Annotated in this window: 13 protein-coding genes; 1 reads left to right on the top strand and 12 read right to left on the bottom strand. The window is 63.1% G+C overall.

From position 1 onward, the window contains the following. Positions 1–6 precede the first annotated feature (6 nt). From FHY55_RS19080 to FHY55_RS19060, 5 genes are all read right to left on the bottom strand, one after another. Entirely contained in the window at positions 7–129 is a 123-nt protein-coding gene (locus FHY55_RS19080) for a dihydroxy-acid dehydratase (RefSeq protein WP_140015698.1), read from the bottom strand. 10 nt (positions 130–139) lie between these two features. Further along, positions 140–2,215, bottom strand: a complete 2,076-nt coding sequence (locus FHY55_RS19075) for a TRAP transporter large permease subunit (protein ID WP_140015697.1) — start codon at positions 2,213–2,215, stop codon at positions 140–142. Positions 2,216–2,342: 127 nt separating this feature from the next. Further along, entirely contained in the window at positions 2,343–3,383 is a 1,041-nt protein-coding gene (locus tag FHY55_RS19070) for a TRAP transporter substrate-binding protein (protein ID WP_140015696.1), read from the bottom strand. A gap of 280 nt (positions 3,384–3,663) precedes the next feature. Continuing rightward, complete coding sequence (locus FHY55_RS19065) at positions 3,664–4,569, bottom strand: 5-dehydro-4-deoxyglucarate dehydratase (protein WP_140015695.1); 906 nt, start codon at positions 4,567–4,569, stop codon at positions 3,664–3,666. A 9-nt stretch (positions 4,570–4,578) separates the two neighbouring features. Then, positions 4,579–5,295: a ribonuclease activity regulator RraA gene (locus tag FHY55_RS19060; protein WP_140015694.1), complete on the bottom strand. Its 717-nt coding sequence runs from the start codon at positions 5,293–5,295 to the stop codon at positions 4,579–4,581. 118 nt (positions 5,296–5,413) lie between these two features. Here FHY55_RS19060 and FHY55_RS19055 point away from each other — a divergent pair, with 118 nt between their 5' ends. Further along, positions 5,414–6,142, top strand: a complete 729-nt coding sequence (locus tag FHY55_RS19055; RefSeq protein ID WP_140015693.1) for a GntR family transcriptional regulator — start codon at positions 5,414–5,416, stop codon at positions 6,140–6,142. A gap of 3 nt (positions 6,143–6,145) precedes the next feature. Here the strand turns inward: FHY55_RS19055 and FHY55_RS19050 are convergent, their stop codons facing one another. The 7 genes from FHY55_RS19050 to FHY55_RS19020 form a co-directional block, all read right to left on the bottom strand. Further along, complete coding sequence (locus FHY55_RS19050; protein ID WP_140015692.1) at positions 6,146–7,390, bottom strand: enolase C-terminal domain-like protein; 1,245 nt, start codon at positions 7,388–7,390, stop codon at positions 6,146–6,148. Further along, positions 7,383–8,537 (bottom strand): enolase C-terminal domain-like protein, encoded by a 1,155-nt coding sequence (locus FHY55_RS19045; RefSeq protein WP_140015691.1) that lies wholly within the window; start codon positions 8,535–8,537, stop codon positions 7,383–7,385. Before FHY55_RS19045 ends, FHY55_RS19050 begins: the two co-directional genes overlap by 8 nt. Beyond that, the gene (locus tag FHY55_RS19040; protein WP_140015690.1) at positions 8,534–9,370 is read right to left on the bottom strand and encodes an alpha/beta hydrolase; all 837 of its coding nucleotides are present in this window, start codon (positions 9,368–9,370) and stop codon (positions 8,534–8,536) included. Before FHY55_RS19040 ends, FHY55_RS19045 begins: the two co-directional genes overlap by 4 nt. Further along, positions 9,367–11,064 (bottom strand): ABC transporter ATP-binding protein, encoded by a 1,698-nt coding sequence (locus FHY55_RS19035; RefSeq protein ID WP_140016200.1) that lies wholly within the window; start codon positions 11,062–11,064, stop codon positions 9,367–9,369. The genes FHY55_RS19040 and FHY55_RS19035 overlap by 4 nt, the downstream gene beginning before the upstream one ends. After that, a complete protein-coding gene (locus tag FHY55_RS19030; protein WP_140015689.1) occupies positions 11,054–12,217 on the bottom strand; it encodes an ABC transporter permease in 1,164 nt (387 codons plus the stop codon). The genes FHY55_RS19035 and FHY55_RS19030 overlap by 11 nt, the downstream gene beginning before the upstream one ends. Further along, positions 12,210–13,196 (bottom strand): ABC transporter permease, encoded by a 987-nt coding sequence (locus FHY55_RS19025; protein WP_254695370.1) that lies wholly within the window; start codon positions 13,194–13,196, stop codon positions 12,210–12,212. The genes FHY55_RS19030 and FHY55_RS19025 overlap by 8 nt, the downstream gene beginning before the upstream one ends. Before the next feature lie 104 nt (positions 13,197–13,300). Next, a complete protein-coding gene (locus FHY55_RS19020; RefSeq protein WP_140015688.1) occupies positions 13,301–15,223 on the bottom strand; it encodes an ABC transporter substrate-binding protein in 1,923 nt (640 codons plus the stop codon). Positions 15,224–15,253: the final 30 nt, after the last annotated feature.

Here is a 15,253-nt window from a genome sequence, read left to right as displayed (position 1 = left end):
GCACCCTCAGGAAATCGGATGGGCGAATGTGAACATCACGGTGATGATCACGGCGACAAGGACAAGGCCAAGCACCCATGGCCAGATGCCATAGCCGTTGAGGTCTTGGTGGCTGTCACGTCCGATCATGTCGGTCTCCTCAATTCAGAAGTTCGGGCAGGAAGAGGGCGATCTGCGGGAACATCATGACCAGCACCAGCCCGGTGATCTGGAGCGCGATGAACGGCAGAACCGCAAGGAAGATCTCCTGCAATGTCACATCTTTGGGTGCCACCGACTTCAGCCAGAAGCAAGCCGGGCCAAAGGGCGGTGACAGGAAGTAGATCTGGATGTTCATGACAAAGAGGATGCCAAACCAGATTTTCGCCTGGTCCTCTGTAAGTCCCAGTTCCGGCGCTAGCGTCATGACAACCGGGGCAAAGACCGGCACGGTGATCAGCACGATGGCGATCCACTCCATGAAGGTGCCCAGCACCATCAGGATCAGCATCATCACAATCACCGTCCCCATGGCCGAGAGCCCGAGGTTGAGGAACAGCGAGCGGATGAAGTCGCCACCGCCAACGAGGTTGAAGATCCCCACAAAGCTCACCGCGCCGAGCACCAGCCAGATGATCGTGCCCACGGTGGTCATGGTGCCCAGCAGCGAGGCCGAGATGACGGCCCAGTTGAAGCGGTTGCGCACGGCGGCGATGAACAGCGCGCCGATGCAGCCCACGGCGGCAGACTCGGTGACCGAGGCAACACCGCCATAGATCGAGCCCATCACCATGCCGATCAGGATGATGCAGAGCACCACCGCCGTCATCCGCTCGCGCGAGAGCTTCTTCTTGCTGCCGGTGATCTTTTCCACCTCGGCGGCGGTCGGCGCCATCGAGGGGGTGATATTCACCCGGATCAGCACGTAACCGGCATAGAAGGTCGCCAGCATGATGCCCGGAATGGCCCCCGCCATGAACAGGTCGCCAATGCCCACCTCGGCAGAAACACCGTAAACGATGGTGATGATCGAGGGCGGAATGAGCGTAGCCAGCGCGCCCGCCGCGCAGATGAGGCCGATGGAGAGCTTTCTGTCATACCCGAGCCGAAACATCTGCGGCAGCGCCACAAGGCCCAGCATCACGATTTCGCCGCCCATCACGCCCGACATGGCCGCAAGGATCACGGCCACCACCGTGGTTTGCACCGCCACGCCGCCGCGCAGGTTGCCAGCAAAGATCGCCATCGCGTCAAACAGGTCTTCGGCAATGCCCGCCCGCTCAAGGATCGAGGCCATCAGCACGAAGAACGGCACCGCAACGAGGCTGTAATGCTCCAGCAGCCCCGCCGCATTGGACGACACAAGGAAAAGGCCGCGTGGCCCGAAGAAGCCCACCGCCATGATGACCGACACGAAGAGCGTCACGATGCCCAGCGGCATGCCCGTCATCATCAGCGCGATCAGCAGCACCACCATGATCAGGGAGATCGTGCCCAGATCCATGCTGCGCAGCTGCAAGGCCTTCGAGGGGTCCATCGACGCGCCCAGCCCGCTGATGAAATCGGTAAATCCGGCAAACAGCTGGATCTCCAGCACATGGCTGAGGAAGGCGGCGGAGAAGTAGAGGATGAAGTAGAGCGCCACCGCCTTGACGATCAGCTTGGCCCAGCCCGACGACAGATGCCGGTTCAGGTTTACCATCAGCTGCGCGAGGTACATGAAGGCGCCAACAACCATCAGCCCCTTCATCATGAAGGGCAGCGGCGAGTTGAAGGCAGAGCCCGATTTCTCGACCCGCAGAATGCTGTCATAGGCCCGCACCGAGGCGTCGGTCAGCAGCATATAAAGCGCAAAGACCCCGACAACCATGGCAAAGAGGTCCAGCCACCAGCGCACGCCGGGGCTGGCGATGTTGTGGATAACGGTGATCGCGATGTGCCGCCGCTTCATCGTCACGTAACCGGCCGAGAGCATCCACGCGGCGGCAACGGTGACCATCACGGTTTCAAAGGCCCAATAGGTCGGCTCGTTCAGCACGTAGCGCGAGAACACTTCCCAGAGGGTGGCCAGCGCGGCGACCATGTAAAAGGTCGACACGGCAATGCCGCTGATATGGCTGAAATGGTCGACGGGAGTATACTCCTCCATCGCCACGTCCTGCTCTTCATGCAGCGGATCCTGATCGGCTATGCCCGTGTGGGCGGCCTCCACGGCCTCTTCGTATCGCTGGCTCATCTGCGCGCGCTCCCCTGGCCCTCTCGGGGGCCGTCCCTCTCGCAATAAATCTCTTGGCCCCGCCAATTGGCACGGGGCAGTGTGGCCTGCGCCCCCCGTCGCAAGGGGGCGCAGGCATCAGCAGGGCTCAGAGCAGCCCGGCTTCTTTCATGAAGGCGATGTGGCTGTCATAGACTTCCTGCGCCAGCTCGGTCTGGGAGGCAAAATCGCTCCAGGCTTCCTGAGCGATCACGCGGAACTTGTCGCGCTCTTCCTGGCTCCAGTCGATGACTTCCAGCTCACCGGCGGCCTTGTCACGCGCCACCAGCTGACGGTCGAGCCGGTCCATGTGACGGCGTAGGCCGTTGTAGGCGGCCAGATACCACGTCTCCAGCGCCACCTGCTCGGTTTCGCTCATCTCGTCCCATGCCTGCTGGCTGACGGTGAACTGCAGGATCGGGGTGGAGTGGATGCCGGGGAAGATCGGGTATTTGGCGATCTTGTGCATCCCGTTGGCATCGTTGTTGGCATAGGCGCTGTTGTCGGCGGCGTCGATCACGCCCTTCTCCAGTGCGCCATAAGTCTCCGAGCCGCTCATCGAAACCGGCGCAGCGCCAGCCCGCTTGAACACATCGGCAGCCAGCCCCTCCGGCGAGCGGATCTTCAGGCCCTTCAGGTCTTCGACCGTGCGCACCGGCACCTTCGAAACAAAGGCCTCGCGGGCGTAGGCCCCGCAACCAACCACGTGCACACCCGGATAATGGGCGTCAAAAAGCTTTTGCAGCATTTCCTTGCCGCCACCCTGTGCGCAATAGGCCTGGATCTGGTCGGCGCTGTCGTAGCCCGCGATCAGGTCGCCCATCAGCGCGAAGGCCGGGTCGACCCCGGCGAAATAGTTGATCGAGGTGAGATCCCCGTCGAGGATGCCAACGCCGATGGCTTCGGCGGTTTCGCGGCGCGGCACAACCGCATCCACCGGCAGCAGCTCCACACCCAGCGATCCGCCGGTCATGGTCTCCAGCTTGGGCACCCATTGCTCGTTGAGATAGGCCAGCGAGGCGTGGCTGGCGTTGGAACTGGTCTGAATTTTCAGCGTGCGCTCGGCCGCCATGGCGCCCGTGGCGATGGCGCCCACAACCGCTGCCACCGCTAGGGTGCTGACGGTCTTGGCGAGGGTTCTAAAAGTCATTGGTGTCCTCCCGTTATATCTGTTGAAGCCGCGCGCCCGGCCTCCCCCCGGCGCTCCGACTCACTCACTGATATATTAGTGACCCAATGCAGGCAACCCTCTCACGCCCCAGCGCTCCCGCAACCTTACCAAAGGGAAAGGCCCCCGTGCCTTGTGGCAACAAAGGGCCTTTCTACAACGAAGCCAAATTCTCGTAGGTATCGGTTGTGCACGGGATGTGCATGGGTTGTGCATCTTCACGCCGCCGTGAAGATAAGGTGCATTAACCCTCCGGGCCGAATTATTTGCGGCCCGACATCAGCTCTTCCATCAGCCCCATTTCCTCGTCGGTCAGGTCTGTGAGCGGGCTGCGCACCGGCCCGGCCTCAAAGCCCCGCAGCCGCACGCCTGCCTTGATCGCAGAGACGGCATAGCCCGTCTGCCGGTCGCGGATCTTGGCGAAGGGATAGTAGAAATCCGTCAGCATCTGCTCGCATTTGGCATCGTCGCCGGCAGTGAAGGCGGCATGAAACTCCAGCGCCGTCTCGGGCACAAAGTTGAACACCGCCGAGCTGTAGGTCGGCATCCCCGCGCCCCGGTAGGCTTGGGCGAAAAGCTCATGCGTCGGCATCCCGCCAATGTAGCTGAGGCGCTCGCCCATCCGCACGGTGATGCGGCGCACAGTGTCGATATCGCCGGTGCCGTCCTTGAAGCCGATCATGTTCGGGCACTGCTCTGCCAGCCGCTCGATCATCCCTTCCGTCACCCGCGCCTGACCGCGGTTGTAAACGATCACCGCCATCTTGGTGCTGTCGCAAACGGCCTTGATATGCGCCTCGATCCCGGCCTCCGGCGCGCCGATCAGGTAATGCGGCAGCAGCAGAATGCCGTCGCCCCCGGCGGCCTCGATCCCTTGGGCCAACTCGCAGGCCATCCGCGTGCCATAGCCGCAACCGGCAATGATCGGCTGGCCCGGCTGGGCCGCCTTGGCGACCTTCACCACATCCACAATCTCTTGCGGCGTAAGCGAAAACATCTCCCCCGTGCCGCCCGCCACGATCAGCCCTGCCACCTCATAGTCGCTCAGCCATTCAAGGTGCTTGCGGAACGGATCGGCCGCAAATTCGCCATCCGCGCCAAAGGGCGTGACCGGAAATGAGAGCAGCCCGGTGCGAATGCGGGCCTGAAGGTCGTTGTTGTCGAGCATGTCTTGTCCTCAGCGATTGTTCTCTTTGCGCCAAGTTTCAAACTTGGCCAGGTTGCTTTCGTCGGTGGCCGGGTAGAGGCCGATGATCGTCGCGCCGCCCTTCACCTGTTCCACCACAAAATCTTCATAGGCGGTCATCTCCACCGCCTCCTTGCTCACCTCATCGGCAATCTCCGCCGGGATCACGATGACGCTGTCGTAGTCGCCCACGATCACGTCGCCGGGGAAAACGGCCACGTCACCGCAGCCGATCGGACCGTTGATCTCGATCGCCTCGTGCAGCGTGAGGTTGGTCGGGGAGGAGGGGCGGTTGTGGTAGGCCGGGATGTCGAGCTTGGCGATGGTGCCCGCATCGCGAAAGCCGCCATCGGTGACCACGCCCGCGCCGCCGCGCACCATTAACCGGGTGATAAGAATGTCGCCCGATGATGCGGCGCGCGGGTCTTTCCGGCTGTCCATCACCATCACATGGCCTTCCGGGCACTGCTCCATCGCTTGGCGCTGCGGATGGTCCGGGTCGCGGAAGACGACCAGTTGGTTCCGATCTTCCCGCGCCGGAATGTAGCGCAGCGTAAACGCCGGCCCGACCATGTTGCGCCCCTTCACGGCAACCGGATGCACATCCTGCAGCACCTGGTTGCGCAAACCGCGCTTGTAGAGCGCTGTGGCAAGCGTGGCGACGGAGACGCCCATCAGCCGCTCGCGAATTTCCTCAGTGAACGACATGGTTCAATCTCCTGTGCTCATCGCTGTGTCGCGCCGACTGATATATTAGTGTTTTGAAACTTGCAATGCCCCCTCTAGGCTGGCAGGATGCGTCAATTCCGAGGATGTGACCGCTAACATGAACGATCAGGACAGTTTTACAGACGTTATCACCCGCCTCGGCATCGGCGGTGAAACCAAGACCGCGCCGCAAACCGCTGCGGCCCGCACCCTCGATTCCCTGCGCCGCCGGATCATCTCGCTCCAGCTCCCGCCCGATACCGTGCTCACCCGCTCCGAACTGGCCCGCGAATACGGCGTCAGCCAGACGCCGCTGCGCGACGCGCTGCAAAAGCTCGAAGCCGAGGGGCTGGTCGATATCTTTCCGCAGAGCAAAACGGTGGTGACGCGGATCAATCCTGACGAGATCGAAGAGGCCCATTTTCTGCGCCGCTCGGTCGAGATCGAGGTGGTCCGCAAGCTCGCCGGCCAGATCAGCGACAGCACCCTGACCCGCCTGCAAACCCTCGTGTCCATGCAGGAAATGGTGGTCGCCAATGGCGATGACATCTCTGCCTTTCAGGACATAGACGACGCCTTCCACCAAGCCCTGCTCGCGGCGGCGGGCTATGGCGGGCTGCACCGGTTGATCCGCTCCCGCTCGGGCCATCTCAACCGCCTGCGCCGCCTTGATATGTGGGATGACGAGAAGGTTCAGCGCATCATCCGCGAGCACAAGCAGGTCATCGAAGCCCTGCGCTCCGGCGATGCCGATGGCGCCGTCAGCGCGGTGCGCACGCACCTCAGTCAAACCATCAAGCGCCTCGACAGGCTGCGCGCCGAACATCCCACCTACTTCCCTGATTGATCGTCAGAACTTGGGCCGCCCGAAGGTCCAGTCCGGCCAGTGCTTCTTCATCTCGCTGGCGTCGTCGCGCACCGTGTAGCCGCAGGCGTTGTAGTTGCCGTGCAGCCGCTTCAGCGCCTCCCGATCCAGCGTCACCCCCAGCCCCGGCCCCTCCGGCACGGTCAGCGAGCCGCCTTCAAACGCCAGCTTGCCCCCCGCGATCACCTCGTCCGTCTGCCACGGTTGATGGGTGTCGCAGTCATAGGTCAGGTTCGGCGTGGCGGCGGCCAGATGGGTCATCGCGGCAAGGCTGATCCCGAGGTGCGAGTTGGAATGCATCCCAAGCCCCAGCCCCCAGAGATCGCAGATATGCGCCAGCTGGCGGCAGGCCGCGAGCCCGCCCCAATAGTGGTGATCGCTCAGGATCACCCGAAAGGCATCCTGCGCCATGTTCGGCGGAAGATGCGCGTTTTCAACCACATACATATTGGTCGCCAGCGGAATATCCGTTGCCGCCTGCACCTGGGCATTCTCGCTCAGGCCGGCGGTTGGATCTTCAAGGTATTCCACCAACCCGGTAAGCCGGGGCAACAGCTTCAGTGTGGTCTCCACCGTCCAGCCGCCATTCGGATCAATCCGCAAGGGCGCGTCCGGAAAGGCCTCCCGCAGCGCTTCCAGCCCGGCAATCTCTTCCTCCGGCTCCAGCACCCCGGCCTTCAGCTTGATCGCCTTGAAGCCATTCTCGGCAATCATCTTCCGCGCTTGTTCCACAAGCCCTTCGGGCGTGAGTGCCTCGCCCCAGTCATCCCCAGTGCCATCGGCATGGGCCGCGAATTTGTAGAAAAGATAGGCCGAGAATGGCACGCGGTCGCGCACCTGCCCGCCGAGCAGGTCCACCACGCGCTGCCCGGTTGCCTTGCCGAGCGCGTCCCACATCGCCACCTCGATCGCCGCCACCACGCGGGGCACAATCGCTTCCTTGCCGGTGTAGCCCTCGGCCCGCGCTTCGCCCGGCGCACGCGCTGCGGCCCAAAGCGCGTTAAGGTCCGTCACCTTGCGCCCCACCATCGCCGCGCCCACGGCGGCGATGCCATCAACCACGGCCTTGGTGCCATAGCTCTCACCCAGCCCCACCACGCCGTCTTCCGTCTCCACCTCGATGACCGAGCGCAGCGCGAAGGGCTGGTGGCATCCCGCGTTGTTCAACAGCGGCGGGTCGAAAAAGGCGATGGGGGTAACGCGAACGTCCGCGATGCGCAGGTCAGTCATGGTTCACCCGGTTGGCTTCGATGTAGTCCATGTTGATGTCCTGCCCCAGCCCCGGCTCCTCGCGGCCGTGCACATAGCCGTCCTCGTCCATCTCGTCGTCGACCCGGTTCTGGTAGTCGGCAGGCGCGTCGTAATCGGTGAAGGGGTGCAGCAGCCCGCGCTCGTAATAGGTGCAATTGTGCGAGGCCAACGCCACCGCGAGGTTGCCCGCGCCTGTGCCATGCACCTCGCAGGCCATGTGGAAGCACTCGGCCATATGCGCGCATTTCATGGCAGGGCTGATCCCGCCCACGTCCCACACCCCGGTGCGGACCATGTCGCAGGCGTCGTGCTTCACCCATTCGCCCCGCGTCCAATGCTTGCCGGTCATGGTCTCGGGGCCAAGGATGTTGAGCCCGGTGTTGGCCGTGAGCCATTTGTAAGAGCTCATGGAGGCCTCCTCCATCGGCTCTTCCATCCACAGAAAATCCAGCTCTTCCAGCTTCTTGGCCATCCAGAGCGTCTCGGAGCGCGAGTAAAAGTGATGCGGATCCAGCATAAGCGGAAAGCCCTCGCCCACCACCTCGCGCACGGCGGCGCAGGCCTTGTAATCCAGCCGCACATCCGGCGCGCCGGGCATCGGGGTCATCCAGCCATGCAGCTTGATTGCCTTGTACCCGCGCCCCATCAGCCACTCGGCAAAGCGGGCATAATCCTCGGGCGTCGCAAGCCCACCCTCCATGTCGTCGCCGCACATGGTCGAGCCATAGGCGAGGATTTTCGGGCGCACGGCGCCGAGCAGCTTCCACACCGGCTGGCCGGCCTGTTTGCCCAGCAGATCCCACAGGGCAAGGTCCACCGCCGTCAGCGTCCGGTCGCTCAGCGCGCCGCCACTCAGCCGCTGCCAGTGATAAATCGCATACCACGCCCGGTCGATCAGCAGCGGATCCTCCCCGATCAGGTTGGGCCGCACAAAGCGCTCCAGCACATCCTCGCGCACATCCACGGGGCGGCACACGGCACGGCCCTCGCTGCCGTCCTCGCAGATGATCCGCAGCAGCGAGGAGGTGCCGGTGCCCTCAGGGCCGGGGTGGTTGTGCCCGTCACTGTCACGCTGGGTATAGGTGCGATGGGTAAAGGTGATTGCCTCGACGCGCTCGATTTTCATTTGAGGGTCTCCCTGAGAAATGTGGCAGCCCGGCTGATGCAGGCATTGGCGGCGGGCACGAGCCTGCCGCGATTGATGAATCCGTGGGTCACGCCCGGTTCGACGTGCCATTGTGTAGGCACTCCCGCGCTGTTGAGCGCCTGCGCCATGGCACTGTTTTCACTGAGCAACACGTCAACTTCGGCAGCGACAAGCAGCGCGGGAGGAAGGCCGCGCAGGTCGGCCTTGAGGGGCGCGATCAACTCGTCGCGCGTCTCTTTGGGGTCATACATGGCGAAGAGCTCGCGCATCCGGGCGCGGGTAAGGCCAGGGCCGTTCTCGTGGCGGCGATAGCTTTCGGTCTCAAAGTCATCGCCGAACACGCCGTAAAACAGCACCAGCCCGGCCAGCTCAGCGTCGGTTGAAAGGGCCGTGGCGAGCGCAAGGTTGGCCCCCGCCGAGGCGCCGCCAATCGCCACCTTGCCGCCCTTCGCCGCCAGCCATGCCAGCGCCGCGCGGCAATCTTCCAGCCCGGCGGGGTAGGGGTGGGCCGGGGCGAGGCGGTAGCTGATGCTGAGCACGTCCCAACCGCTCTCCAGCGCCATCCCGGCGGCAGAGGGCTCATGCAGGGCAATCGAGCCTCCGGCCCATCCGCCACCATGAATGTAAAGCAGCGTGCCCGCATCCCCGCCCCGGTAAAGCCGCGCCGCCTGCGGCTGGCCCGCGCCACCCTCATAGGTCAGGTCTTCAAAGGGCGCCTTGGCCACGCCCTCATTCCAATAGGCAGCGGCATCCTCAGGCGTTGGGAAGTCTCCCAGCGCGATCACCTCGTCTATGCCTTCCGCAAGCTTCATGCGCCGTTGCCCAGGTAGCGATGCCGCTGGCGGGTGCCGCGCAGGCTTGGGTCGGCAATGGGCACAGAGCTCAGCAGGGCCTTGGTGTAGGGATGCTGCGGATCGGTGATGATCTGCTCGGTCTCCCCGATCTCGACGATCTTGCCTTGATACATCACCGCCACCCGGTCGCAGAAATAGCGGATCACCGCCATGTCGTGGCTGATGAAGATAAAGCTGAGGCCCATCTCGGCCTGAAGGCGCAGTAGAAGGTCGAGCACCTGCGTGCGGATCGACACATCCAGCGCCGAGGTCGGCTCATCGGCGATCACCAGCTTGGGCTCCAGTGCAATCGCACGCGCCACCACGATCCGCTGCCGTTGCCCGCCCGAGAAGGCGTGGGGGTAACGTTCCATCATCTCGGGCGAAAGGCCAACCTCGGTGAGCAGCTTGGCCACCCGGTCCTCCAGCTCCTGCCCGCTGGCCACCCCGTTCACCACCAGCGGCTCGGCGATCAGCTGTTTCACGGTCATGCGCGGGTTGAGCGAAGCGAAGGGATCCTGAAAGATCATCCGGATCTGCTGGCGATAGCTCTGCATCTCCGCGCGGCCCGCCTTCACCAAGTCGGACCCGCGATAATCCACCACGCCTTCCGGGTCATAAACCCGCGCAATGCAGCGCCCCACGGTCGTTTTGCCCGAGCCGGATTCGCCAACGATGCCAAGCGCCTCCCCCTCACGGAGCGAAAAGCTCACACCGTCAACCGCCTTGGTCACATCGGTCACCCGCTGAAGGAAGCCCTCGCGCTTCTCGAACTTCAGCTTCAGGTCTTCCACTCGCAAAATCTCGGGCGCATCGGCTGCCGGGCGCACCTTGGCGGCGGCGGGCTCTTCCAGCCGTTTGACAGCGCCAAGCAGGCGTTTGGTATAAGGGTGCTGCTGGTGGGCAAAGAGCGGACCGGTGTCGCCGGTTTCCACCACATGCCCCTTCTCCATCACCACCACCTCATCGGCGATTTCGGCAACCACGCCCATGTCGTGGGTGATGAACATGATCGCCATGTCCAGCTCCACTTGCAGCTTGCGCATTAGGTCGAGGATCTCGGCCTGTGTGGTCACATCCAGCGCCGTGGTCGGCTCATCGGCGATCAGCACATCGGGGCGGCACGAGAGCGCCATTGCAATCATCGCCCGCTGACGCATCCCGCCGGAAAACTCGAAGGCGTATTGGTCCAGCGCCTTATCGGGCTTCGGAATTTCCACCTGCTCCAGCATCCCCCGGGCAATCTCGCGGGCTTCATGCTTGGTGCAGGTCCGGTGCAGGCGGATCGCCTCGATGATCTGGTTGCCGATGGTATGCACCGGGCTCAGGCTGCTCATCGGCTCCTGAAAGATCATCCCGATCTTGCCGCCGCGAATATCGCGGATCTCCTTGCCGCGCGGGTCCAGCGCGGTGGTGTCGGTTTCGCTGCCCTTCGAGGGCCTGAACAGCACGCGCCCGCCGTTGATCTGTCCGGGGCGTGGCACCATGTTCAGGATCGCCCGTGCCGTAACGGATTTGCCCGAGCCGCTCTCGCCCACGATGGCCGTCGTCTTGCCCCGGTGCAGCTCGAAGCTCACGCCGTGGAGCACATCGAACATGCCCTTCCGGGTGTTAAACCCGACGTTAAGGTTTTCGACCGATAGTATAGGTCGGCTGCTTGCTTCAGTGGCCATAAGGGTCTGCGGCATCGCGCATGCCGTCTCCAAGGAAGTTGAAGGCCAGGACTGCCACCACGACGAACCCGCCGGGGATGAACAGCCAAGGGGCCTGTGAGATGGATCGGATGTTCTGCGCCTCTTTCAGCAACACGCCCCAGCTGATGGCCGGAGGCTGAAGGCCGAGGCCAAGGAACGAGAGGCCGGTTTCGGCGAGGATCATCAGCGGGATCGCCAGCGTCAGCGAGGCGATGATGTGGCTGGTCAGCGAGGGCAGCATGTGGCGGAAGATGATCCGCCGTTCACTGGCCCCGTCGAGCCGCGCGGCGATCACGAAATCATCGTGCTTCATCGCCAGAAAGCGCCCGCGAACCACCCTGCCAAGCTCCGTCCACCCGACGAGGCTGACGATGAGGGTGATCACGAAATACTGCTGATAGATCGGCCAGCTTGGCGGCAGCGCCGCGGCCAGCGCCAGCCAGATTGGGATGGTCGGCAGACTCAGGACAAACTCGATAAGCCGTTGAATAACCGTGTCGGTCCGCCCGCCGTAGTAGCCCGAGATCCCGCCCAGCGTGATACCCAGCACAAGCGCAATCACCACGCCCACAAGGCCGATACTCATCGAAATCCGAGTGCCGTAAACCACCCGCGAGAACATATCGCGCCCCAGCCTGTCCGCCCCGAAGAGGAAAAAGTTGTCACGCGGCTTGACCGTGGCCAGCAGGTGAATATCGGTTTCCCAAAGGCCCCAGAATTTATACTCCTGCCCACGCCCGAAGAGCCGCAGGTATATCTTTTCGCCAGAGGGCGTGTAGGTCACCGCCAGAGTTTCCGGGTCGCGCTCGCGGTCCATTTCCCAGACATAGGGGCGAATGCGCCAGCCATCCTCGTCGCTGTCGATGAAGTGGATCATCTGCGGCGGGTGATAAACCGCGCGGCGGTTGCTGTCGGTCGGGTCGTTCGGTGCAACGAAGCCGGCAAAGAGCGACATCAGATACATGAAGCCGATCACCCAGAGGCCAATCATCGCCAGCCGGTGCTTTTTGAAGGCCCACCACGTGAGCTGCCACTGCGAGGCAATGGCAACCTCGTCCGGCGCATGGGCGTCGGCCACGGCAAGCGGCTCGTCGGGCTGATCTGGCAGGGCCTTGGAAGGGGTCTCAGTCATATTTCACCCGCGGGTCGAGCAGGACGAGCAGGATGTCTGAAAGCAGCATCCCGATCACCGTGAGAGAAGAGAGCATCAGCACGAAGGCCCCGGCGAGATACATATCCTGCGCCAGCAGCGCCTGAAGCATCAGCGGCCCGGCGGTCGGCAGGCTGAGCACGATGGCGGTGACAACCGCGCCGGAGACGAGGTTGGGCAGCACCCAGCCGATGGTCGAAACAAAGGGGTTAAGCGCCACGCGCACCGGGTATTTCATGATGAGCCAAAACTCCGACAGCCCCTTGGCGCGGGCGGTGTCGACGTAAGGTTTGTTCAATTCGTCCAGCAGGTTAGCCCGCATGATGCGAATGAGCGAGGCGGTGGCCGAAGTGCCGAGCACGACGACCGGCAGCCAGAGGTGCTTGGCCAGATCCCAGACCTTGGCCATGCTCCAGGGCGCGTTCTTGTACTCGTTGGAGAAGAGGCCGCCCACATCGGCGCCAAAGTGAACCACGCCGATATACATGAGGATCAGCGCCAGCAGAAAATTCGGGGTGGCAAGGCCGATGAAGCCGATGGTCGTGGCGAGATAGTCGCCGAAAGAATACTTGCGCACGGCGGAGTAGACGCCGATCGGGAAGGCTACGGCCCAGGTGAAGAGCAGGGTGGCCATCGAGAGGCAGAGGGTGAGGCCCATGCGGCCCCAAACAAGGTCAGACACCGGCTGCCGCCACTCGAAGCTCATGCCGAAGTCACCCACCATGAGGCGGCTAACCCATTTGAAGTATTGCACATAAAGCGGCTGATCGAGGCCGAAGCGTTCGCGCAGGTTCTGGATCGACGCTTGGTCCATCACCTCGTTGCTCTCGCCGAGCTTGGCAATATAGGTCGTCAGATAGTCGCCCGGTGGAGCCTGAATGAGCAGGAAGGCGACGATGGAGACACCGAAGAGAAACGGCACCATCCAGAGGATGCGTTTCAGGATGTAACGCCAGATCATGGGGTTTGCCTGTGGTTGGTCAGTTGGGCGCGGAAGGTGGGCAGATTGCCCATCCTGCGGGGGCCGTGGGTAGGGCGGGCCCGGAGGCCCGCCCTTGGTTCAGGTCAGCTCTCGGGCCAATACCAGGTTTGCGGCAGGGTCGGGCCCGGGTCGGGATACATCCACGACGAGGGCAGGCTGCGCGGCGCGTTCTTCAAGTCTTTATTCACCACGCCCACAAGGTTGGGAGCGAGCGAGATGCCGATGATTTCCATCTCGTCGGCGGCCTCCTGGTGAATCTGGCGGAAGATATCCAGCGCCTTCTCCTGATCGGCCTCCTGCTTGAAGCTGTCATAGAGCGCGAGCCGTTTCTTCATGCTCTCGGTCGGCTCTTCGCCTTCCGAACCGCCGGACAGATACCAACGGGTCCACGGGATGCCGAACCAGCTGGCCTGCGGATGCACGGCGAGCACATCACGCGGAGAGAGCGTCGGGTCTAGCCCGCCGGGCGCGCCCCAGACCATGAAGTCATGCTCGTTGGCTTCGCCGCGCGAGTAGTAGATCGACCGTTCGACAGAAGACGAGTTCAGCTCGATGCCGATCTCTTCCCACTGCTCCTTGATGATCTCGAGGCTGTCACCCCAATCGGGCTGTTCCACGCCGGTGTACTGCGCATTGAACACGATCCGGCTGCCATCGGGGAAGAGGCGGTAGCCCTCATCGTCCTTCTCGGCATAGCCCGCTGCATCAAGCAGCTCGTTGGCCCGGTCCGGGTCATACTCGGTGTGCTGACGCCCCAGTTGCTCGTTGTAGAGCACGTGGCTCGGCCTTGGCCCGATCTGGTAGGGCTCGCCTTGGCCCTGGTAGACGATGTCGATGATCTCCTCGCGGTCGATCCCGAGGCTCAGCGCCACGCGCACATCCTTGTTGCGGATCAGCTCCCGCATCTGCGGGTTCTTGTGCGTATGGTTGAAGTGGATCGCCATCGAGTTGGAGTTCGAGTTGATCATGTCGAGGATCTCGAAACCGCCCTTTTCGGCGTTCTCAGCAAAGACCGGCTTGTTCGCCGGGTTCGAGATTTTCCGGCGCTGGAAGTCGATGTTGCCAGCGATGGCCTCAAGCACGAGGGCCTCGTTATCCTGCGCCACGCCCATCTCCAGCGTGTCGATGTAGGGAAGCTGGTTGCCTTCCTCGTCGACCTGCCAGAAGTAGGGATTGCGCTCCATCACCACCTGCGTCGAGCCAGCGGAATAGCCCTCACCGGTCACCACCCACGGGTCGAGCGTGGGCCGCTCGGGGTTGGACCAGCGGTTGGGGGCCTCTACCTCGCCACACTTCAGGCGGTAAAGCGCGGGCCAGTCTTCGACCGCTTCGGTCTCGTCCACCATGGCCTGAACATTGTCGTTATAGGCGGGGTGGAACTGCTGGCAGTAGTGCTTGGCCCAAAGCACCGGCTCCTGCGCGAGCGGCGTGGCCAGCTCTGTGAGGAAGGTGCCGTAGGGCGCGGCGAACTTCAGCGTGATGGTGTGGTCATCCACCTTCTCGGCCTGCATCGGCTCGCCAGCCACCACAAAGCGGGCGGGGGCGTTGGGGTAGAACTCTTCGTTGTTCAACAGGTCGTTGACGAAAAACAGGATGTCATCGGCGGTAAAAGGCTCGCCGTCCGACCACTTCATGCCCTCGCGGAGCTTGAAGGTGAACTCGGAGCCATCCTCGTTGGTCTCCCAGCTTTCGGCCACGTTCGGCACAACGCCCGAGAAGTCGGCCTTCCAGCGGGTGAGGCCCTGTGGGCTGATGATCCGCAGGATAGAGTTGTGGTCGTTCGAGCCACCCAGCATCCGGCGAAGTTTGCCACCGTAAGAGCCGATGCTCTCGAGCCCTGTCACCACTTCGGGCTGCGCGGGCAGCCGCTCTTCCAGTGGGGGCAAATTGCCCGCCGCCACGGCCTCGGCCAATGCAGGCGCTTCACCCGCCTCGGCCATGAATGGATGCATGAATACGCCGACGGCAAGCGCGGCTACTGACGAGAATCGCCAATTTCGTGTCATGGATTTTCCTCCCTGTGCTTTCGCTCTTCC

The organism is Oceanicola sp. D3 (genome assembly GCF_006351965.1).
GTDB lineage: Bacteria > Pseudomonadota > Alphaproteobacteria > Rhodobacterales > Rhodobacteraceae > Vannielia.
This window is presented reverse-complemented; position numbering and strand designations above follow the sequence as displayed.

Coding starts and splice junctions, on each gene's coding strand:
- FHY55_RS19080 (WP_140015698.1), bottom strand. CDS start 129: ATGATCGGACGTGACAGCCACCAAGACCTCAACGGCTATGGCATCTGG.
- FHY55_RS19075 (WP_140015697.1), bottom strand. CDS start 2,215: ATGAGCCAGCGATACGAAGAGGCCGTGGAGGCCGCCCACACGGGCATA.
- FHY55_RS19070 (WP_140015696.1), bottom strand. CDS start 3,383: ATGACTTTTAGAACCCTCGCCAAGACCGTCAGCACCCTAGCGGTGGCA.
- FHY55_RS19065 (WP_140015695.1), bottom strand. CDS start 4,569: ATGCTCGACAACAACGACCTTCAGGCCCGCATTCGCACCGGGCTGCTC.
- FHY55_RS19060 (WP_140015694.1), bottom strand. CDS start 5,295: ATGTCGTTCACTGAGGAAATTCGCGAGCGGCTGATGGGCGTCTCCGTC.
- FHY55_RS19055 (WP_140015693.1), top strand. CDS start 5,414: ATGAACGATCAGGACAGTTTTACAGACGTTATCACCCGCCTCGGCATC.
- FHY55_RS19050 (WP_140015692.1), bottom strand. CDS start 7,390: ATGACTGACCTGCGCATCGCGGACGTTCGCGTTACCCCCATCGCCTTT.
- FHY55_RS19045 (WP_140015691.1), bottom strand. CDS start 8,537: ATGAAAATCGAGCGCGTCGAGGCAATCACCTTTACCCATCGCACCTAT.
- FHY55_RS19040 (WP_140015690.1), bottom strand. CDS start 9,370: ATGAAGCTTGCGGAAGGCATAGACGAGGTGATCGCGCTGGGAGACTTC.
- FHY55_RS19035 (WP_140016200.1), bottom strand. CDS start 11,064: ATGGCCACTGAAGCAAGCAGCCGACCTATACTATCGGTCGAAAACCTT.
- FHY55_RS19030 (WP_140015689.1), bottom strand. CDS start 12,217: ATGACTGAGACCCCTTCCAAGGCCCTGCCAGATCAGCCCGACGAGCCG.
- FHY55_RS19025 (WP_254695370.1), bottom strand. CDS start 13,196: ATGATCTGGCGTTACATCCTGAAACGCATCCTCTGGATGGTGCCGTTT.
- FHY55_RS19020 (WP_140015688.1), bottom strand. CDS start 15,223: ATGACACGAAATTGGCGATTCTCGTCAGTAGCCGCGCTTGCCGTCGGC.